Consider the following 22647-nt stretch of genomic DNA (forward strand, 5'->3'; position numbering starts at 1 on the left):
GGGCCCTAGGGGCCCGGCTAGGGGTTGTTCCCCCTCTGGCCATCCCATAGTTTTCACTCGGATCTGGTGACGTGCCCAACGATTTGCCCCGGCATTCCTTCACCCGGGGATGCGTTGGCCTGCCCTGAATAGGTGGCGTCGAATGGCTAATGAAGATACTCTTCGCGACTACCTCAAGCTGGTAACGGCCGATCTGCGCCAGACGCGGCAGCGCATCCGGGAAATGGAAGAGGCCGACAAGGAACCCATCGCCATTGTCGCGATGAGCTGCCGGCTTCCCGGTGGGGTCCATTCCCCCGAGGCCCTTTGGCAGCTGGTATCGACGGGCACCGACGCCATATCCGACGTCCCCACCGACCGTGGCTGGGACCTTTCCTCGCTTCAGGGCCCTGACGGCGGCGCCGACGGCGACGGCACCCCCGTCGTCCCGCCCGGCGGCTTCCTGCACGACGCCGCCGCCTTCGATCCGGCCTTCTTCGGGATCTCCCCGCGCGAGGCGCTGGCCATGGACCCGCAGCAACGGCTGCTGCTGGAGATCTCGTGGGAGGCGTTCGAACGGGCCGGCATCGACCCCGCCGTCCTGCGCGGCAGCCGGACCGGCGTGTTCGTGGGCATGACCGGACAGGATTACGGCCCACGCCCCCATGAGGCGGCGGAGAACCTCGTGGGCCATTTGATGACGGGCAACACCGCCAGCGTCGCCTCTGGGCGGCTGGCCTACACCTTCGGTCTCGAGGGCCCGGCGGTCACCGTGGACACGGCCTGCTCGTCGTCCCTCGTGGCCCTGCATCTGGCCATCCGGGCGCTGCGCCAGGAGGAGTGCTCGTACGCGCTGGCCGGGGGCGTCACCGTCATGTGCAGCCCCGGCGCGTTCATCGAGTTCAGCCGCCAGGGCGGGCTGTCCCCGGACGGCCGGTGCAAATCCTTCGCCTCGGCCGCCGACGGCACGGGCTGGGCGGAGGGCGCCGGTCTGCTGCTGCTGGAGCGGCTGTCCGACGCCCGGCGCAACGGCCACCAGGTGCTGGCCGTGGTGCGGGGCTCCGCCGTCAACCAGGACGGGGCCAGCAACGGGCTGACCGCCCCCAGCGGCCCGGCGCAGCAGCGCGTCATCCTGGAGGCCCTCGCCAACGCGCGGGTCGCACCGGACGAGGTGGACGCCGTCGAGGCGCACGGCACGGGGACGAAGCTCGGCGATCCGATCGAGGCGCACGCGCTGCTGGCGACGTACGGACAGGGGCGCGCGGTCGAGCATCCGCTGTGGCTGGGGTCGTTGAAGTCGAACATCGGCCATGCGCAGGGTGCCGCGGGCGTGGCCGGTGTCATCAAGATGGTGATGGCGCTGCGGCAGGGCGTCCTGCCGCGGACCTTGCACGCGGAGCAGCCGTCGCTGCATGTGGACTGGTCAGCGGGTGCGGTGTCGCTGCTCACGGAACCGGTGGATTGGCCGCGGACCCCCGACCGCCCCCGGCGTGCGGGGGTGTCCTCGTTCGGCATCAGCGGCACCAACGCCCACGTCATCGTGGAAGAGGCGGCGGCGGACGACGAACCGGCGGACGAGCGGCCGGAGCGGCCGGCCGACGGTGGGATCCTCCCCTGGCCGCTCCCCTGGCTGGTGTCCGGCCGAAGCGAGCAGGCGCTGCGCGCCCAGGCGCGCGAACTGGCGACCCATGTGGCCCAGCGGCCTGATCTCGACGCGCTGGACATCGGCTATTCGCTGGCCACCGCCCGAGCGCACCACGACCACCGCGCGGTCGTACTCCCCGCGCACCCCACGCTTCCCTCTGACGAGCCGGGGCCGCACGCCGCCCTGACGGCCCTCGCGGACGGCAGGACCAGCCCCGATGTCGTCGAGGGCGTGGCGACGACGGGTCCGGTGGCCTTTCTCTTCGCGGGTCAGGGGTCGCAGCGGGTGGGGATGGGGCGTGAGCTGTATGAGTCGTATCCGGTGTTCGCGGAGGCGTTCGACGCGGTGTGTGAGGGGTTCGCGCCGCTGCCGGTGAAGGACGTGGTGTTCGGCGGGGATCAGGAGCTGCTGGACCGTACGGAATATGCCCAGCCTGCGTTGTTCGCGGTTGAGGTGGCGTTGTTCCGGTTGGTGGAGTCGTGGGGTGTGGTCCCGGATTTCGTGCTGGGGCATTCGGTGGGTGAGTTGGCTGCCGCGCATGTGGCGGGGGTGTTCTCGCTGGGGGATGCGTGCCGGTTGGTGGGGGCGCGGGGTCGGTTGATGCAGGGGTTGCCGTCGGGTGGGGCGATGGTGGCGGTGGAGGCGTCCGAGGCTGAGGTGTTGGCGGGCCTGGACGTGGAGGGTGTGGATGTCGCGGCGGTCAATGGTCCGTCGTCGACGGTGGTGTCGGGTGTGGCGTCGGTGGTGGAGGTGATTGCGGCGGAGTGGAAGGCGCGGGGGCGTCGGGTGCGTCGGCTGCGCGTGTCGCACGCGTTCCACTCCTCCCTGATGGACGGGATGCTGGACGATTTCCGGCGGGTGGCGGAGTCGGTGGAGTACGAGACGCCGAGGATTCCGCTGGTGCTGAACGTCTCCGGCCAGGTGGGCGCGCCGGATGGTGCGGAGTACTGGGTACGTCACGTACGTGAGGCGGTCCGTTTCCACGATGGTGTCCGTGCCCTGGAGGCCGAGGGCGTCACCACATTCGTGGAGCTGGGCCCGGACGGGACGTTGTCGGGGATGGCTCAGGACAGTGTGGCCGGGGTGAGCGTCCCGGTGCTCCGTCGCGACCGTCCGGAGGCCGAGTCGTTGTGGCGGGCACTGGCCACCGCCCATGTGCGCGGTGTGGCCGTGGACTGGCACGCGGTCTTCGCAGGTAGCGGTGCCCGTCGCGTTCCCCTGCCCACCTACGCCTTCCAGCGAGAGCGCTACTGGCTCGACACCCCCGTCTCTTCCGGCGATGCCGCATCGCTGGGACAGCGTTCGGCCGGTCACCCGCTGCTCGGGGCGGCGGTGGGCCTGGCGGACAACAACGCGCTCCTGTTCACCGGCAGGCTCTCGGTGCGGTCCCAGCCCTGGCTCGGGGACCACGCCGTGCTCGGCAGTGTGATCGTCCCTGGCACCGCCTTCGTCGAGCTCGCCCTGCACGCCGCCGACCAGGTCGGCTGCGACCGGGTGGACGAGCTGACGCTCGAAGCCCCCTTGCTGCTGCCCGAGCAGGGCGGTGTCCAGGTCCAGCTCGTGGTGGGCGACGCGGACGAGTCCGGGGTCCGGCCGTTCACCGTGTACGCACGGCCGGAGCACACGGCCGTGCCGTACGAGCCCTCCGCCGAGCCGTCCTGGACCCGGCACGCGACCGGCGTTCTGCTCGCCGCCGACACCGTGGAACCGGCCTCCGAGCTGTCCGTATGGCCGCCGGCCGGGGCCGAGCCGATGGACGTCGGTGACCTCTACGACGACCTGCGCGTGCTCGGCCTCGGCTACGGTCCGGCGTTCCAGGGGCTGCGGGCGGCATGGCGGCTGGGCGACGCCCTGTATGCCGAGGTGGGGCTGCCCGACAGCGTGCCGACGGACCGGTTCGGCCTGCACCCGGCGCTGCTGGACGCGGCACTGCACACCATGGCGGTGGACGGCCCGGACCAGGGCGCCGAGGTGCGGCTGCCCTTCTCGTGGTCCGGTGTGACCCTGTACGCGGCGGGCGCGTCGGCCCTGCGCGTCCGGGTGACTCCTGCGGACACGGACGCCGTCTCACTCCTGGTCGCTGACGACGACGGCCGGGCCGTGGCCTCGGTCGAGTCCTTGTCGCTGCGTCCGGTCTCGGCGGGCCGGCTCCAGGCCGCCGACCGGTCGGCGGACCGGGACCACCTCTACGCCGTGGAGTGGAGCGCGGCGACGCCCCTGACCGCTTCCGATTCCGGTTCCGAGGGCGAGGGCGTACGGCCGTATGCGGCGATCGGCCGGGTGCCGGTCGTACCGGAGAACTGTGTCCGGTACCCCGACGCCCAGGCGCTGGCGGACGCGCTCGACGCGGGCGCGCAGGTCCCGGCCGTGGTACTCGTGGCGTGCGGCGACGGAGATCCGGACAGCTCGGGCGGTCCGGGAGCCTACGGGGCCGGGACCGGGGCCGGGGCCGGGGCCGAGGTGCGGGACGCCGTATCCGCCGCGCTGTCGGTGGTGCACCGGTGGCTGGGGGACGGCCGACTGGGCTCGTCCCGGCTGGTGTTCCTGTCGCGCGGCGCGGTGGCCACCAGCCCGGGTGAGCAGGTGGAAGACCTTGCCGCCGCGGCGGTGTGGGGGCTGATCCGGTCCGCCCAGTCGGAGCACCCCGACCGCTTTGTGCTGCTCGACACCGACGGGCACCCCGACTCGTGCGCTGTGCTGCGCGCGGCCGTCGACGCGGGACTTCCGCACCTCGCCCTCCGCCATGGCGAGGCGCTCACCCCCGCCCTCCGGCATGCCGATGCCGACGAGTCGCTGGCCTCGCCCGTCGAGTCCGGGTCGGCCTGGCGCCTGGACACGACGAGCGGAGGCACCCTGGAGGACCTGTCCCTCCACCCCTCCACCACCGCCGACCGGCCGTTGGAGCCGGGGCAGGTGCGGGTGGCCGTCCGCGCCGCCGGCCTCAACTTCCGTGACGTGCTCAGCAGCCTGGGGATGTACCCGGGTGAGGCGGCGATCGGCGTCGAGGGCGCGGGGGTCGTCGTCGAGGTCGGCTCCGACGTCACCGGACTGGTGCCCGGCGACCGCGTATTCGGCCTGCTGCCGGACGCGTTCGGTACGCACTCGGTCGCGGATCAGCGCATGGTGGCGCGGATTCCCGCCGACTGGTCCTTCACCGAGGCGGCGTCGATCCCCCTGGTGTTCCTCACCGCGTATTACGGGCTGGTGGATCTGGCGGGGTTGGGGTCCGGTGAGTCGGTGCTGGTGCATGCGGCCGCTGGTGGGGTGGGGATGGCGGCGGTGCAGCTGGCACGGCATATGGGTGCGGAGGTGTGGGCCACGGCGAGTCCGGCCAAGTGGGGTGTGCTGCGGGAGCTGGGGCTGGAGGACGATCACATCGCCTCGTCGCGGGATCTGGAGTTCGAGGGGCGGTTCCTTGCGGCCACGGGTGGCCGGGGTGTGGATGTGGTGCTGAACTCGCTCGCGGGTGAGTTCGTGGACGCCTCGCTGCGGGTGCTGGCGGACGGCGGCCGGTTCCTGGAGATGGGGAAGACGGATATCCGGGCCGCCGAGGAAGTGGCGCACCAGTACCGGGGAGTGGTGTATCAGGCATTCGACCTGATCGAGGCCGGTCCGGAGCGGATCGGGGAGATGCTGGCCGCGTTGATGTCCCTGTTCCGGGAGGGTGTGCTGCGGCCGCTTCCGGTGACGGTGTGGGATGTGCGGCGGGCGCGTGAGGCGTTCCGTTTCATGAGTCAGGCGCGGCATGTGGGCAAGGTGGTGCTGACGGTTCCGGCGCCGCTTGATGGCCGGGGTGCGGTGCTGGTCACGGGTGGTACGGGTGTGCTGGGTGCGTTGGTGGCGCGGCATCTGGTGGCGGTGCGGGGTGTGCGTCGGTTGGTGCTGACCAGTCGGCGGGGTATGGCGGCGCCGGGTGTGGAGGAGCTGTGTGCCGAGCTGTCGGACCTGGGTGCCGACGTATCGGTGGTGGCGTGTGATGTGGCGGACCGTGCGGCGCTGGCGGAGGCCATCGCGACGGTAGGAGACCTGTCCGGGGTGGTGCATGCGGCGGGTGTGCTGGATGACGCGGTGGTGGAGTCGCTGATGCCCGAGCGGCTGGAGGCGGTGTTGCGTCCCAAGGTGGACGCCGCGTGGCATCTGCATGAGCTGACGCGTGACATGGATCTGTCGGCGTTCGTGTTGTTCTCCTCGGCGGCCGGGACCTTGGGCGGTCCGGGTCAGGCGAATTACGCGGCGGCGAACAGTTATCTGGACGCGCTTGCCCAGTACCGCAGGGCCCTGGGTCTGCCTGCCCAGTCCTTGGCCTGGGGGCCGTGGGAGCAGGTGGGTGGTGGGATGGTGGGTGGTCTGGGGGATGCCGATGTGCGGCGGATGGCTCGGTCGGGGCTGGTGGCGTTGTCGGCTGAGGAGGGTCTGGCGCTGTTCGACGCGGCGGGGCGGTGTGCGTCGGCGGTGGTGATGCCGGTGCGGCTGGACCGTGCGGCACTGCGGGAGCGGGCGGATTCCGTGCCCGCCCTGCTCAAGGGGCTCGTGACCAGCACGCCCACCCGACGCGGCGCCACCCGACGTGCCGTATCGTCCGCCGCGACGGCCCCCGGGGCGCGGTCCCTGGCGGAGCGTCTGGCCGGGATGTCCGTCGAGGAGCAGCGGAGGATCCTGCTGGATCTCGTCCGGACCGATGTGGCGACCGTGCTCGGCCACACCTCGGCGGAGCACCTCGACGACACCCAGACCTTCAAGGAGCTGGGCTTCGACTCGCTCACGGCCGTGGAGTTGCGCAACCGGCTCAACGCGGCCACGGCGCTGCGGCTCACCTCCACCCTTGTCTTCGACTACCCGACGCCGATCGCCCTGGTGGAGCATCTGCGGACCGCGCTCGTGGGGGACGACGCCGCACCGGCCGCTACGGTGACCGTGGCCGCCGCCGTCGATGACGAACCGATCGCGATCATCGCCATGAGCTGCCGCTACCCGGGTGAGGTACGGACTCCCGAGGACCTGTGGCAGCTGGTGGCCCAAGGCCGGGACGCGATCTCGGACTTCCCGGACGACCGTGGCTGGGACCTGGAGGCTCTCTACTCCGCCGATCCGGACGAGCCGGGCACCTCCTACGTCAGGCAGGGCGGCTTCCTCCATGACGCCGGAGACTTCGATGCGGAGTTCTTCGGGATCAGCCCGCGTGAGGCGGCCGCGATGGACCCGCAGCAGCGGCTGCTGCTGGAAACCTCCTGGGAGGCGTTCGAACGGGCCGGGATCGACCCCGCCACGCTGCGGGGCAGCCGGACCGGAGTGTTCGCCGGTACGGACAGCCACGACTACTCGATTCTGGTGCACCGGGCCGCGGAACAGGCCGAGGGCTACTTGGTGACCGGTACTTCGGCGAGTGTGGTGTCCGGGCGGGTGGCGTACACCTTCGGTCTTGAGGGGCCGGCGCTGACGGTGGACACGGCGTGCTCGTCGTCTCTGGTGGCCCTGCATCTGGCCGCCCAGGCGCTCCGGAAGGGCGAGTGCTCGATGGCGCTGGCCGGCGGGGTCGCGGTGATGGCCACCCCGTCCGGGTTCATCGAGTTCAGCCGTCAGCGGGGGCTGGCGATCGACGGCCGGTGCAAGGCGTTCGCGGCGGGCGCGGACGGTACGGCCTGGGGCGAAGGCGCGGGCGTACTGCTGCTGGAACGGCTGTCGGACGCCCAGCGCCACGGACATCCGGTGCTGGCGGTGGTGCGGGGCAGTGCGGTCAACCAGGACGGTGCGAGCAATGGGCTGACGGCGCCCAACGGTCCGTCCCAGCAGCGGGTGATCCGCGACGCCCTGGCGGGTGCGCGGTTGGAGCCGGGCGATGTCGACGTGGTGGAGGCGCACGGGACGGGGACGACGCTGGGCGATCCGATCGAGGCGCAGGCGCTGCTGGCGACGTACGGGCAGGGGCGTGCGGCCGAGCGTCCGTTGTGGCTGGGGTCGTTGAAGTCGAACATCGGGCACAGTGCGGCCGCCGCGGGTGTGGGCGGCGTCATCAAGATGGTGATGGCGATGCGGCACGGTGTGTTGCCGAGGACGTTGCATGTGGATGAGCCGACGCCGCATGTGGATTGGTCGTCGGGTGCGGTGTCGCTGCTGACGGAGGCGCGGGAGTGGGCCGTGGAGGATGGCCGGCCGCGCCGGGCCGGGGTCTCGTCCTTCGGCGTCGGTGGGACCAATGCGCATGTGATTCTCGAGCAGGTTGCCGAGGCCGATGACTCCCAGGTGGTGGAGGGTTCGGCCGAGGGCGGTGGTCCGGTGGTCTGGGCGGTGTCGGCGGTGAGTGCCGAGGCGTTGCGTGGGCAGGCGGAGCGTTTGGTGTCGTGGGTGGATGAGCGGCCTGGGCTGAGGGCGAGGGATGTGGGGTGGTCGCTGGTTTCCTCGCGGGCGGCGCTGGCTGAGCGGGCGGCGGTGGTGGGCCGTGATCGGGATGAACTGCTGGAGGGGCTGCGGGCGTTGGCGTCCGGTGGTGGTGGGGCTGGTGTGGTGTCTGGTGTGGCGGGTGCTGGGAAGCCGGTGTTGGTGTTTCCGGGGCAGGGGTCGCAGTGGGTGGGGATGGCGGTGGATCTGCTGGGGGCTTCGCCGGTGTTTGCGGGGCGGATGGCGGAGTGTGAGCGGGCGTTGTCGGCTCATGTGGATTGGTCGTTGACCGGGGTGTTGGGTGATGGGTCCGCGTTGGGGCGGGTGGATGTGGTGCAGCCGGTGTTGTGGGCGGTGATGGTGTCGTTGGCGGCGTTGTGGGAGTCGTTGGGTGTGGTGCCGGGTGCGGTGGTGGGGCATTCGCAGGGTGAGATCGCGGCGGCGTGTGTGGCGGGTGGGTTGTCGTTGGAGGACGGGGCGCGGGTGGTGGCGCTGCGCAGCCGGGCGTTGACGGCACTCGCCGGTGGTGGGGGGATGGTGTCGGTGGCGGTGTCGGCCGACGACGCGGTCGCGCTGCTGGAGCCCTGGGAGGGCCGGGTCGGAGTGGCGGCGGTGAACGGCCCGTCGTCGGTGGTGGTGTCCGGGGACGCGGCGGCGCTGGATGAGTTCGTCGCGGCCTGTGAGGCGGAGGGTGTGCGGGCGCGTCGGGTCGAGGTGGACTACGCCTCGCATTCGGCGCATGTGGAGGTGTTGCGGGAGCGGTTGCTGGAGGAGCTGAGCGGGATCGCTCCGATGCGTTCCCGGGTGCCGTTCTTCTCCACGGTGACGGGTGACTGGCTCGATACCGAGCAGTTGGATGCCGGGTATTGGTATCGGAATCTGCGGGAGACGGTGCGGTTCGCCACGGCGACCCAGGCGCTGCTGGGGCGGGGTTTCGGGGTGTTCATCGAGGCCAGCGCGCATCCGGTGCTGACCTACGGCGTGCAGGAGAGCATTGACGCGGCGGGTGCGGAGGCGGTGGCGCTGGGTTCGCTGCGCCGGGACGACGGCGGCTTGGATCGTTTCCTGGCGTCGGTGGCGGAGGCGTATGTCCATGGTGTGGACGTGGACTGGTCGTCGTTGTTCGAGGGCGCGCGGCGGGTCGATCTGCCGACGTATGCCTTCCAGCGGCGGCGGTACTGGCTTGATGTGCCTGTGGTGTCGGGTGATGTGTCGGCTGTGGGGTTGGGTGTGGTGGAGCATCCGTTGTTGGGGGCCGTGGTGCGGTCGCCCGATGGTGGGGGTGTCGTGTTGACCGGGCGGTTGTCGTTGCGGTCGCATCCGTGGTTGGCGGATCACGTGGTCATGGGCCGGGTGCTGTTGCCGGGTACGGCCTTCGTGGAGCTGGCGATGCGGGCCGGGGACGAGGTCGGCTGCGGCTGCCTCGAGGAGCTGACCTTGGAGACCCCGCTGCTCGTTCCCCAGGACGGTGCCACCCATCTCCAGGTCACCGTGGCCGAGCCGGACGACAACGGCGTCCGGAGGATCGGCGTCTACTCCCGCGGCCAGGATGCTCCGCCGGACGCGCCGTGGACCCGGCACGCCGAGGGGCTGCTGTCGCCCGGTGCCGACACCGGCAGCGAAGACGACCTGGCGGCCTGGCCTCCGCACGGCGCGGTACCCATCGACACCACGGGCCTGTACGACGAGCTGGCCGAGGCCGGCCTGGAGTACGGTCCGCTGTTCCAGGGTCTGCAAGGGGCCTGGCAGTCGGGCGACGAGATCTTCGCCGAGGTACGGCTGCCCGAGGGCGCCGACGCCACCGGTTTCGCACTGCACCCCGCGCTGCTCGACGCCGCCTTGCACGGTGCGGGTCTCGGCCGGTCCGTGGGCCGCCACGGGCTGCCGTTCTCCTGGACACGTGTCGTACTGCACGCCGTCGGTGCCTCGGAGCTGCGCGTCAGGCTGTCCCCGACCGGCTCGGACGCGGTGTCCGTACGGGCCGTCGATGTGACCGGACGCGCGGTGGCCTCGGTCGAGTCGCTGGCACTGCGGCCGGCGTCAACGGAACAGCCGGCCGATGCGGTCCCCGCCGTGTCCCCCGGTTCGCTGTTCGACGTGGAGTGGGCCGAGGCCCCGCTGACCAGCGGTAACGAGCCGAACGATGCGGCGACGTGGGCTTGCGTGGGGGATATCGCGCTGGCCGCGGCCCTCGGGGTGCGCTTCCACGACGATCTCGAAACGCTGGCCCAGGCAGACGCCGAGACTGAGGACCAAGCAGACGCCGAGGCCCAGGCAGACGCCGAGGCCGTGGACACCGGTACAGCGGCCACCGTGGTGGTGGCGGCCCCGGCGCCGGGGCCGGACGACGACCCGGTGTCGGCGGTCCGTACGATCGCCCACCAGGCGTTGGCCCTGGTCCAGGCGTGGCTCGCCGACGAGCGGTATGCCGATGCGCGCCTGGTCTTCCTCACCCGGGGAGCGGTGTTCGTACCCGGCGATGCCGAGGTGAAGGACCTCGCCGCGGCATCCCTCTGGGGACTGATCCGGTCGGCGCAGTCGGAGCACCCCGACCGCTTCACCTTGGTGGATGTCGACGAGGGCGTCGGCGAGGACGACGCCTCCTGGGCGGTGGTGCGGGCGGCCATCGCCTCCGGTGCGTCCCAGTCGGCCGTACGCGCGGGCAAGGTGCTGGTGCCCCGGCTCACCCGCGTGCGTCACGAGAGCACGACGGTGGCCCCTTGGGAGCCTGCGGGTGCGGTGCTGGTCACGGGTGGTACGGGTGTGCTGGGCGCTTTGGTGGCGCGGCATCTGGTGGCGGTGCGGGGTGTGCGTCGGTTGGTGCTGACCAGTCGGCGGGGTATGGCGGCGCCGGGTGCGGAGGAGCTGTGTGCGGAGCTGTCGGACCTGGGCGCCGACGTATCGGTGGTGGCCTGCGACGCGGCGGACCGTGCGGCGTTGGCGGACGTCATCACGGACATAGGAGACCTGACCGGGGTCGTGCATGCGGCGGGTGTGCTGGATGACGCGGTGGTGGAGTCGCTGACCCCCGAGCGGCTGGAGGCGGTGTTGCGTCCCAAGGTGGACGCCGCCTGGCATCTGCATGAGCTGACGCGCGACATGGATCTGTCGGCGTTCGTGCTCTTCTCCTCGGCGGCCGGAACCCTCGGCGGCCCCGGACAGGCGAATTACGCGGCGGCGAACAGCTATCTGGACGCGCTCGCCCAGCACCGCAGGGCCCACGGCCTGCCCGCCCAGTCCCTCGCCTGGGGCCTGTGGGAGCAGCCCAGCGGCATGACCGGACAGCTCGACGACGCCGACCTCAGGCGCATCGCCCAGCTGGGCGTCCTTCCGCTGTCCGTGGCCGAAGGCATGGCCGGGTTCGACACCGCGCTGGACTCCGGCCGGACGTTCCTGATCCCCATGCGCCTGGACACCGCCGCGGTACGCGCACAGGCCGACGCGGTACCGGACATCCTGCGCGGCCTGGTCCGCGCCCGGCGGCGTACCGCCGAGTCGGCGCCCGCGCGGTCGCAGCTGCGGCGGCGCCTGCTGCCGCTCACCGAGGCCGAGCAGGAGCGGTTGCTGCTGGACATCGTGCGGGAGGAGGTCGCCTCGTTGCTGGGGCACGCCGGCCCCGAGACGGTCGTCCCGGGCCGCGCGTTCAAGGATCTGGGGTTCGACTCGCTCACCGCCGTACGCCTGCGGAACCGGCTGGGCGCGGTCACCGGACTGCGGCTCCCCGCGACCATGGTGTTCGACTACCCGAGCCCGCTCGCGCTGGTGGCCTACCTCCGGACGGAAATCCTCGGCGCGACCGGGGCGGGGAGCGGAGGCCCGGAGAGCGGCGGCGCGGGAAGCGGAGGCCCGGCGGCCGCCGCCGTGTCCGACGAGCCGCTGGCCATCATCGGCATGAGCTGCCGCTTCCCCGGTGATGTCCGGTCCCCGGAAGCGCTGTGGCGGCTGCTGGCCGACGGTGGCGACGCGGTGTCCGCCTTCCCCACCGACCGCGCCTGGGACCTGGACCAGCTCTACCACCCGGACCCGGACCACTCCGGTACGTTCTACGCCACCGGCGGCGGTTTCCTGCACGGCGCCGCGGAGTTCGACGCCGCCCACTTCGGCATCAGCCCACGTGAGGCGCTCGCGATGGACCCGCAGCAGCGGCTGCTGCTGGAGGTGTCCTGGGAGGCGTTCGAGCGCGCGGGCATCGACCCGGCCTCGGTACGGGGCAGCGAAACCGGTGTCTTCATCGGCGCCATGTCGCAGGACTACGGCCCCGCGCTGCACGAGGCGCCGCGCGACGTCGAGGGCTACCAGCTGACCGGGGTGGCGGCCAGCGTCGCGTCCGGGCGGCTGGCGTACACCTTCGGTCTTGAGGGCCCGGCGGTCACGGTGGACACGGCGTGCTCGTCGTCCCTGGTGGCGCTCCACCTGGCCGGGCAGGCGGTACGGCAGGGCGAGTGCTCGATGGCGCTGGTCGGCGGCGTGACGGTGATGTCCAGCCCGGCGGCCTTCATCGAGTTCAGCCGCCAGCGCGGATTGTCCCCCGACGGCCGCTGCAAGGCGTTCGCCGCCTCGGCGGACGGCACCGGATGGGCGGAGGGCGCGGGCGTCCTCGTGGTGGAGCGGCTGTCCGACGCGCGCCGCAACGGCCACCGGGTGCTGGCGGTGGTGCGCGGCACGGCGGTCAACCAGGACGGCGCCAGCAACGGCCTGAGCGCGCCCAACGGCCCCTCTCAGCAGCGGGTGATCCGCCAGGCGCTGGCGAAGGCCGGCGTCACCTCCGACCAGGTCGACGCGGTGGAGGCGCATGGCACGGGCACCGCGCTGGGCGATCCGATCGAGGCGCAGGCGCTGCTGGCCACGTACGGCCAGGACCGGCCGGCCGACCGGCCGCTGTGGCTCGGCACGGTCAAGTCGAACATCGGCCATGCGCAGGCGGCCGCGGGTGTGGCCGGTGTGATCAAGATGGTGATGGCCATGCGGCACGGTGTGCTGCCGAAGACCCTGCACGTGGACGAGGCCACACCGCATGTCGACTGGTCCGCGGGCAGCGTGTCCCTCCTGACCGAGCACACTCCCTGGCCGGAGAACGGGCATCCGCGCCGGGCGGGGGTGTCCTCCTTCGGCATCAGCGGCACCAACGCCCACGTCATCCTCGAACAGGGCCCCTCGGCCGAGTCGCCCACGTCGACTGGCGGTGACGAGGGGACCGGCATCGTGCCGTGCGTCCTGTCCGGAAGCACCGACAGGGCGTTGACCGCCCAGGCCGCACAGCTCGCCGACCACCTGCGCGACGACCCCGGACTACGCCCGCAGGACATCGGCCGGTCCCTGGTGACCTCGCGGGCCGCGTTGGAGCGGCGGGCGGTGGTGCTGGGCCGGGACCGGGAGTCGTTGCTGGACGGGCTTGGGGTGTTGGCTCGTGGGGAGTCGTCGTCTGGGGTGGTCGAGGGTGCGGCGACGGAGGGCAAGTGCGCTTTCTTGTTCGCGGGTCAGGGGTCGCAGCGGGTGGGGATGGGGCGTGAGCTGTATGAGTCCTATCCGGTGTTCGCGGAGGCGTTCGACGCGGTGTGTGAGGGGTTCGCGCCGTTGCCGGTGAGGGAGGTGGTGTTCGGCGGGGATCAGGAGGTTTTGGATCGTACGGAGTTTGCTCAGCCTGCGTTGTTCGCGGTTGAGGTGGCGTTGTTCCGGTTGGTGGAGTCGTGGGGTGTGGTCCCGGATTTTGTGCTGGGGCATTCGGTGGGTGAGTTGGCTGCCGCGTATGTGGCGGGGGTGTTTTCGCTGGGGGATGCGTGTCGGTTGGTGGGGGCGCGGGGTCGGTTGATGCAGGGGTTGCCGTCGGGTGGGGCGATGGTGGCGGTGGAGGCGTCTGAGGCTGAGGTGTTGGAGGGCCTGGCGGGGCGCGACGGGGTTGATGTCGCGGCGGTCAATGGTCCGTCGTCGACGGTGGTGTCGGGTGTGGCGTCGGTGGTGGAGGTGGTTGCGGCGGAGTGGGAGGCGCGGGGTCGTCGGGTGCGTCGGCTGCGCGTCTCGCACGCGTTCCACTCCTCCCTGATGGAGGGGATGCTGGAGGACTTCCGGCGGGTGGCGGAGTCGGTGGAGTACGCCGAGCCGAGGATTCCGCTGGTGCTGAACGTCTCCGGCCAGGTGGGTGCCCCGGGCGGGGCGGAGTACTGGGTGCGCCATGTACGTGAGGCGGTCCGTTTCCACGATGGTGTCCGTGCCCTGGAGGCCGAGGGCGTGGCCACGTTCGTGGAGCTGGGTCCGGACGGGACGTTGTCGGGGATGGCTCAGGACAGTGTGGCCGGGGTGAGCGTCCCGGTGCTCCGTCGCGACCGTCCCGAGCCCGAGACGCTGATGGCCGCCGTGGCCCACGCCTACGTACGTGGCGTCCCCGTGGACTGGACGGCGTCGCTCCCCGCCGGGGCCAGGCAGGTCGACCTGCCGACCTATCCCTTCCAACGGCAGCGGTACTGGCTGCGCTCCTCCTCCACCACCGGGATGGCCGCCGTCGGCCAGGCGTCGGTGGACCATCCGCTGCTCGGCGCCGTGGTGCGGCTCGCCGACGGGGAGGGGCTGCTGTTGACCGGGCGGCTCTCGGCCGCCACCCATCCGTGGCTGGCCGACCACACGGTGCTGGGCAGGCTGCTGCTGCCCGGAACGGCGTTCGTGGACATCGCGCTGCGCGCCGGGGAAGAGGCGGGCTGCGAGCAGGTGAGCGAACTGACCCTGGAGGCACCCCTGGTGCTCCCCGACCGCGGTGCGGTGGAGCTCCAGGTCACCGTCGGAGCCGCCGACGAAGCCGGGAACCGCCCGATCAGTGTGTACGCACGCCCGGAAGCGGCGGCCGAGGAGTACCCGTGGACCCGGCACGCCACCGGAACACTGTCCGTCCGCGCGAGCGATGACGACGCGTTCGGCCTGGCCGCCGACCCGGCAGCCGGCCTGACCGCGTGGCCGCCCGCCGGTGGTGTCGCGGTGGACACCGATGACCTCTACGCACGCCTCGCGGACGCCGGAGTCACCTACGGTCCCGGGTTCCAGGGGCTGGTCGCCGCATGGCGGCTGGGGGACGAGCTGTTCGCCGAGGTACGGCTCCCCGACCACCTCGACGGCGATCGGTTCGGCATCCACCCGGCCCTGCTGGACTCCGTCCTGCACAGCCTGGCCGGTGCGGCACCCACCGGGCTGCGCCTTCCGTTCTCCTGGTCGGGTACGACGCTGTACGCGACCGGCGCGTCCGCGCTGCGGGCGAGGCTGACCCCCGACGGCGACGGATCGGTGGCACTACGGCTCGCCGACCCCGCCGGGCGGCCGGTCGCCTCCGTACGCTCTCTGGCCACCCGCCCGGTGGCGCCCGAACAGCTCGACGTCGCCGGTGCGGTCCCGGCGAACAGCCTCTTCCGGGTCGCGTGGGTCCCGGCGCCGCCGGCCGTGCCCGACGAGCGGACGCGGACGTCGTGGTCCGTCCTGACCGGGGACGATCCCGCACGGGCGCTCGCGGACCTCGCGGAGACCGTGGCGGGTGCCACGGTGCCCGATGTGGTGGTGTACGAGGTCCCGGCGGGGGCGGGCGACCTCCCGGACCTCCCGGGCCTCTCGGCGGTCCGTACGGCCACCGAGGGTGCCCTGGCACTGGTGCAGTCCTGGCTCGCGGACAGCCGGTTCGCCGATGCGCGGCTGGTGTTCGTGACCTCCGGTGCGATCGGCACCGACGAGGGCGCGGAGGAGATCGGTGATCTCGCCGCCGCCGCCGTGCACGGCCTGATCAGGTCGGCGCAGTCGGAGCACCCCGGACGGTTCGTGCTGGTGGACCGCGACAGCCGGGACACGGACCCGGACGTGCTGCGGCAGGCCGTCGGCACCGGGGAGCCGCAGGTGGCGCTCCGGGCGGGCGGGACGCTGGTCCCGAGGCTGACACCTGTGGTGTCCCTGACCCCGGCTGATGGTGGCGACGTCGACGGCGACCGGGGTACGGCGTTGATCACGGGTGGTACGGGTGCGTTGGGTGCGGTGGTGGCGCGGTATCTGGTGGTGGGGCGTGGGGTGCGGCGGTTGGTGTTGGTGAGTCGGCGGGGGTTGGATGCGCCGGGTGCGGTGGGGTTGCGGGATGAGTTGGTGGGGTTGGGTGCTGAGGTGTCGGTGGTGGCGTGTGATGTGGCGGATCGTGGGGCGTTGGCGGAGGTCGTCGCGGGTGTGGGGGATTTGGCGTGGGTGGTGCATGCGGCGGGTGTGTTGGATGACGGTGTGGTCGGTGCGCTGACGGCGGAGCGGCTGGGTGCGGTGTTGCGTCCGAAGGTGGATGCGGCGTGGCATTTGCATGAGCTGACCGAGGGTCTGGATCTGTCGGGGTTCGTGTTGTTCTCGTCGGCGTCCGGCACGTTGGGTGGTCCTGGTCAGGCGAACTACGCTGCCGCCAATGCGTTTCTGGATGCTTTGGCGGGGTGGCGTCGGGCGCGGGGCCTGCCCGCGCTCTCCCTCGCCTGGGGCTTGTGGGCGCAGGACAGCGGTATGGCCGGCGGCCTCGCCGATCCGGACCAGCAGCGGATGGCCCGTACGGGCATGACCGCGCTGTCGACGGACGACGCCCTGAAGGTGTTCGGTGCCGCCGTCGGCTCCGCACACGCGGTTCTGCTGCCCATGCGGCTGGACAGGGCCGTCCTGCGCGACCAGGCGGCGAACCTCCCCCCGCTGTTCTCCGGCCTCGTACGGACCCGCGGCCGCCGCACCGCCGCGGCAGGCGCCGGCGACCCGGCCTCGCTCCGCGAGCGCCTGGCCGGACTCGGGCAGGGGGAGCGGGCCGCACACCTCGTGGAGCTGGTGCGGCACGAGGCCGCGATCGCGCTCGGCCACGGCTCCGAGGCGGCCGTGGACGCCGACAAGGCGTTCCGGGAGATCGGCTTCGACTCGCTGACCGCCGTCGAACTGCGGAACCGGCTGGATACGGCAACGGGCCTGAGGCTTCCGGCGACGCTGGTGTTCGACTACCCGACGCCTGCCGCGCTGGCGGGCCGGCTGGGTGCGGAGCTCTTCGGCGGGAAGGCGGATGCCGCCGTGGCATCGCCGCCGGGTCCGGTGGCGGCCAGTGATGAGCCGTTGGCGATCGTGGGGATGGCGTGCCGTTTCCCGGGCGGGGTGGAGTCCCCCGAGGGTCTGTGGGACCTGGTGGCCAGCGGCGGCGACGGGGTGTCGGAATTCCCCGCGAACCGGGGCTGGGACCTGGACAAACTGTACGACCCGGACCCGGACCGGCCCGGAACGTCGTACGTACGCCACGGCGGCTTCTTGCACGGTGCCGCGGAGTTCGATGCGGAGTTCTTCGGTATTTCGCCGCGTGAGGCGGTGGCGATGGATCCGCAGCAGCGGTTGTTGCTGGAGGTGGTGTGGGAGGCGTTGGAGTCGGGTGGGTTGGTCCCGGGCGAGCTGCGCGGGCGTGATGTGGGCGTGTACGCGGGGGTGATGTATTACGACTACGCCTCCCGGCTGGGGGCCTTGCCCGAAGGCGTCGAGGGCTATGTGGGGACGGGAAATACGGCCAGTGTGCTGTCGGGGCGGGTCGCCTACGCGCTGGGATTCGAGGGCCCGGCGGTGACGGTGGACACGGCGTGCTCGTCGTCCCTGGTGGCGCTGCATATGGCCGGTCAGGCGCTGCGCGCGGGGGAGTGCTCGATGGCGGTTGTCGGTGGGGTGACGGTGATGTCGTCACCGGCGACCTTTGTGGAGTTCAGCAGGCAGCGGGGGCTGGCTGCCGATGGGCGGTGCAAGTCGTTCGCGGCGGGGGCGGACGGGACGGGGTGGTCGGAGGGTGTGGGCGTGTTGGTGGTGGAGCGGTTGTCCCAGGCCCGGCGCCATGGTCATCGGGTGCTGGCGGTGGTGCGGGGCAGCGCGGTCAATCAGGACGGTGCGTCCAATGGGTTGACGGCGCCGAATGGCCCGTCACAGCAGCGGGTGATCCGGCAGGCGTTGGGGCGTGCGGGGGTGGCGCCGGGTGAGGTGGATGTGGTGGAGGCGCATGGCACGGGGACGGTGTTGGGCGACCCGATCGAGGCGCAGGCGTTGCAGGCGGTGTACGGGCCGGAGCGGCCGGGTGGTGAGCCGTTGTGGGTGGGCTCGGTGAAGTCGAACATCGGACACGCGCAGGCGGCGGCCGGTGTCGCGGGTGTGATCAAGATGGTGATGGCGATGCGGCACGGGGTCCTGCCGCGGACGCTGCACGTGGATCAGCCGTCCCCGCATGTGGACTGGTCGGCCGGTGCGGTGTCGCTGCTGACCGAGGCCCGGGAATGGCCGCGGGTGGGCGAGCGTCCGCGCCGGGCCGGGGTGTCCTCGTTCGGCATCAGCGGCACCAACGCCCACGTCATCCTCGAACAAGCCCCCGAGATCACCGAACCGCGGCGGGAAGCCGCTGCCTCCGGAGCACTGCCGTGGCTGGTCTCCGGCCGTACGGAGCAGGCCCTGCGCGCACAGTCCGCCCGTTTGCGGTCGTTCCTTCACCAGCACCCTGGGATCGATCTGGCCGATATCGGCTTTTCCCTGGCGACGACGAGGGACTCCTTCCCCCACCGCGCCGTGGTGACCGCACATGACCAGGCCGGGTTCCTGGACGGCTTGGACGCGTTGACGCGCGGGGAGCCGTCGCCTCTGGTTGTCGAGGGCGTGGCGACGACGGGTCCGGTGGCCTTTCTCTTCGCGGGTCAGGGGTCGCAGCGGGTGGGGATGGGGCGGGAGCTGTATGAGTCGTATCCGGTGTTCGCGGAGGCGTTCGATGCGGTGTGTGCGGGGTTCGCGCCGTTGCCGGTGAGGGATGTGGTGTTCGGCGGGGATCAGGAGCTGCTGGACCGCACGGAATATGCCCAGCCTGCGCTGTTCGCGGTTGAGGTGGCGTTGTTCCGGTTGGTGGAGTCGTGGGGTGTGGTCCCGGATTTCGTGCTGGGGCATTCGGTGGGTGAGTTGGCTGCCGCGCATGTGGCGGGGGTGTTCTCGCTGGGGGATGCGTGCCGGTTGGTGGGCGCGCGGGGTCGGTTGATGCAGGCGTTGCCGTCGGGTGGGGCGATGGTGGCGGTGGAGGCGTCCGAGGCTGAGGTGCTGGAGGGCCTGGCGGGGCGCGACGGCGTTGATGTCGCGGCGGTCAATGGTCCGTCGTCGACGGTGGTGTCGGGTGTGGCGTCGGCAGTGGAAGCGGTTGCGGCGGAGTGGGAGGCGCGGGGGCGTCGGGTGCGTCGGCTGCGGGTCTCGCACGCGTTCCATTCGTCCTTGATGGAGGGGATGCTGGAGGATTTCCGGCGGGTGGCGGAGTCGGTGGAGTACGAGACGCCGAGGATTCCGCTGGTGCTGAACGTCTCCGGCCAGGTGGGCGCGCCGGATGGTGCGGAGTACTGGGTACGTCACGTACGTGAGGCGGTCCGTTTCCACGATGGTGTCCGTGCCCTGGAGGCCGAGGGCGTCACCACATTCGTGGAGCTGGGCCCGGACGGGACGTTGTCGGGGATGGCTCAGGACAGTGTGGCCGGGGTGAGCGTCCCGGTGCTCCGCCGGGACCGTTCCGAACCCGAGACGCTGTGGCGGGCACTGGCGACCGCCCATGTGCGCGGTGCCGCCGTCGACTGGCGCGCCGTCTTCGCCGGATCGCGCGTCGTCCCCCTGCCCACCTACGCCTTCCAGCGGCAGCGCTACTGGCTGGAGGAGGCCGCGGCGCCCACGGACATGTCCTCCGCCGGGCTCGACTCGACGGGGCATCCGCTGCTCGGGGCGGCTGTCGCGCTCTCCAGCGGTGACGAGTACGTCTTCACCGGGCGGCTCTCCGTGGCGGACCTTCCCTGGCTGGCCGACCACCAGGTCATGGAGACGGTCTTGTTGCCGGGGGCGGCGTGTGTGGAGTTGGCGTTGCGTGCGGGGGATGAGGTGGGGTGTGACCGGGTGGAGGAGTTGACGTTGGAGGCGCCGTTGGTGGTGCCTGATGGTGGTGCGGTGCGGTTGCAGGTGGTGGTGGGTGGTGCGGATGAGGTGGGGGCGCGGTCGGTGGAGGTGTTCTCGTGTGGGGAGGGTGTTGCCTCGGGGACGCCGTGGGTGCGTCATGCGTCGGGTGTGCTGACGGTCGCGGAGGCGGTGGCTGCCGAGGCGGCGGTCGGCGAGGCGGCGGGGTTGGAGTGTGGGGGGCAGTGGCCGCCGCGGGGTGCGGAGCCGGTGCCGGTTGATGGGTTGTATGAGCGGTTGGCGGATCTGGGGTATGGCTATGGGCCGGCGTTCCGGGGGCTGCGGGCGGCCTGGCGGCTGGGGGCGGACGTCTTCGCCGAGGTCGAGCTGCCCCCGGGCACCGATGTCGCGTCGTTCGCCCTGCATCCCGCCCTGCTCGACGCCGCCCTCCACGCCGCTGCCCTCGACGCCGCCGACCGTACGCCGGACGACGCCGGCGTCCGGCTGCCGTTCCAGTGGAACGGCGTCACCCTGCATGCCAAGGGTGCGTCCGCCCTCCGCGTCCACGTGTCTCCCGCGGGCGACGAGGCCGCCGCCCTGTCCATCGCCGACAGCACCGGCGCGCCGGTGATCACCGTGGGTTCCCTGGCCGTGCGGCCGGTGAAACCGGAGCAGCTGGCCGCCGTCGGCGGAGCGTCGCATCCCCGCGACGCGCTGTTCGGTGTGGACTGGGTCGAGCCGCGGCTCGAGCCCGCCCCGCCCGTGGCCGGATGGTGGGGGGTGCTCGGCGCGGACGATCTCCGGCTGGCCGAGGCGCTGGCGGACGCTTCCGTGTCCGTACGTTCCTTCCCGGACCTGGGCCCGTTGGCCGAGGCGTCGGCCCCGGCCCCTGAGTCACCGGCCCCTGAGTCACCGGCCTCGGAGACATCAGCCCTGGAGCCACCGGCCCCGACCCCGGCCCCCGGCGTGGTGGTGGTGTCCTGCGTCTCGCGTCCCGATCCGTCCGGCCCCACACCCGCCACCGTCGACGCGGACACCGTGCGTGACACGGTCCACCGCACGCTGCGGCTGTTGCGGGACTGGCTGGCCGAGGAGCGCTTCACGGACACCCGACTGGTCCTGGTGACGCGCGGGGCCGTGGCCGCCCGGTCCGGGGACGGTGTCGCGGATCTGGCCGCGTCGGCCCTGTGGGGGCTGGTACGGACGGCGCAGACGGAGCACCCCGACCGCTTCACCCTGCTGGACCTCGATGACGCGCACGCCTCGCGCCGCACCCTCCCGCAGCTCCTCATGTCGCTGGTCGCGGCGGGGGAACCGCAGGCGGCGGTGCGGGGCGGGGTGGCGTTCGTGCCCCGGCTGGCCCGGCTGGCCCGGCCGACCCCGTCGGCCAGGCCGCGGCCGCAGTCGCCGTCCCCGTGGGACACGCGGGGGACCGTACTGATCACCGGCGCCACCGGCACCCTGGGCGCGCTGACCGCCCGCCACCTCGTCACCGAACACGGCGTACGCCATCTGCTGCTGGTCAGCCGCCGGGGCCCGGCGGCCGAGGGGGCCGCCGAACTCGCGGCCGAACTCACCTCGCTGGGGGCTCAGGTCACCGTCGAAGCGTGCGATGTGGCGGACCGGGCGGCGCTCGCGGGGCTGCTGGCGCGGATTCCCGAGGAGACCCCGCTGACCGGTGTGGTGCACGCCGCCGGTGTGGTCGACGACGGGGTCATCCAGACCCTGGAGCCCGCACAGCTCGACCGGGTGCTGCGCCCGAAGGTGGACGCCGCGCTGAATCTGCACACGCTCACCGAAGACCTGCCCCTGCCCCTGTCCCAGTTCGTTCTCTTCTCCTCCGCCGTCGCCACGATGGGCGCGGCGGGACAGGCCAACTACGCCGCCGCCAACGCCTTCCTGGACGCCCTGGCTCAGCGGCGCCGGGCGGCCGGACAGGCCGCGACCTCGCTGGCCTGGGGGCTGTGGGAGTCGGAAAGCGGCATCACCGGCACGCTGGACGCGGCGGACCGGCGGCGGATGAGCAGGACCGGAGTGGTCCCGCTGTCGGATGCCGAAGGGCTGCGGCTGCTCGACGCCGCGTCGGCCACGTCCACCGACCGGGCGCTCGCGGTGCCGATCCGGCTGGACGTCGCCGCGCTGCGGGCCCGGCCCGCCGAGCTGCTCCCCCCGCTGTTCCACGGGCTCGTACCACCGGTTCCGGCGGGCGCGGCGGCGAACGGCTCGGCGCTCTCGCTCGCGCAGCGGCTGGCGGGTCTGTCCGAGGCCGAGCGGGAGCTCCAGCTGTCCGACTTCGTCCGTGAGCAGGTGGCCGCCGTCCTCGGCCATGCCTCGTCGGCCGCCGTCGATCCGCACCGCACCTTCGGCGAGCTGGGCTTCGATTCGCTGGCCGCGGTCGAGTTCCGCAACCGGCTGACCGCCGCCACCGGCCTCCAGCTGCCCGCCACGCTGATCTTCGACCAGCCCACCACGTCCGCGCTGGTGACCCATCTGGCCGAACGGATCGTGCCGGACGGCACCGCTTCCGTCCTGCCGCTGCTGGCGGAGCTGGACCGGATCGAGGACGACCTCGCGGCCCTGTCCCGGAACGACGTGGCCCGCGCGCGGCTCACGGTGCGGCTACAGGAACTGCTGTCCACGGTGGCCGGGGCGGACGGCGCCACCAGTGACATCACGGTGGCGGAGCGGATCGACTCGGCTACCGACGACGAGATCTTCGAGTTCATCGACACCGAACTCGGTCACTAGAA

General features: G+C 72.1%; 1 protein-coding gene. It reads left to right on the forward strand.

What is annotated here, in order from left to right:
* Positions 1 to 142 precede the first annotated feature (142 nt).
* Complete coding sequence (locus tag PS467_RS23870; RefSeq protein WP_311036955.1) at positions 143 to 22645, forward strand: SDR family NAD(P)-dependent oxidoreductase; 22503 nt, start codon at positions 143 to 145, stop codon at positions 22643 to 22645.
* The last annotated feature ends 2 nt before the right edge of the window (positions 22646 to 22647 follow it).

Origin of the sequence: Streptomyces luomodiensis (genome assembly GCF_031679605.1) — a bacterium.
Classification (GTDB): Bacteria; Actinomycetota; Actinomycetes; order Streptomycetales; family Streptomycetaceae; genus Streptomyces; species Streptomyces luomodiensis.

Excerpts from the sequence above, each read along its gene's own strand:
- PS467_RS23870 (WP_311036955.1), top strand. The coding sequence starts at position 143 with ATGGCTAATGAAGATACTCTTCGCGACTACCTCAAGCTGGTAACGGCC.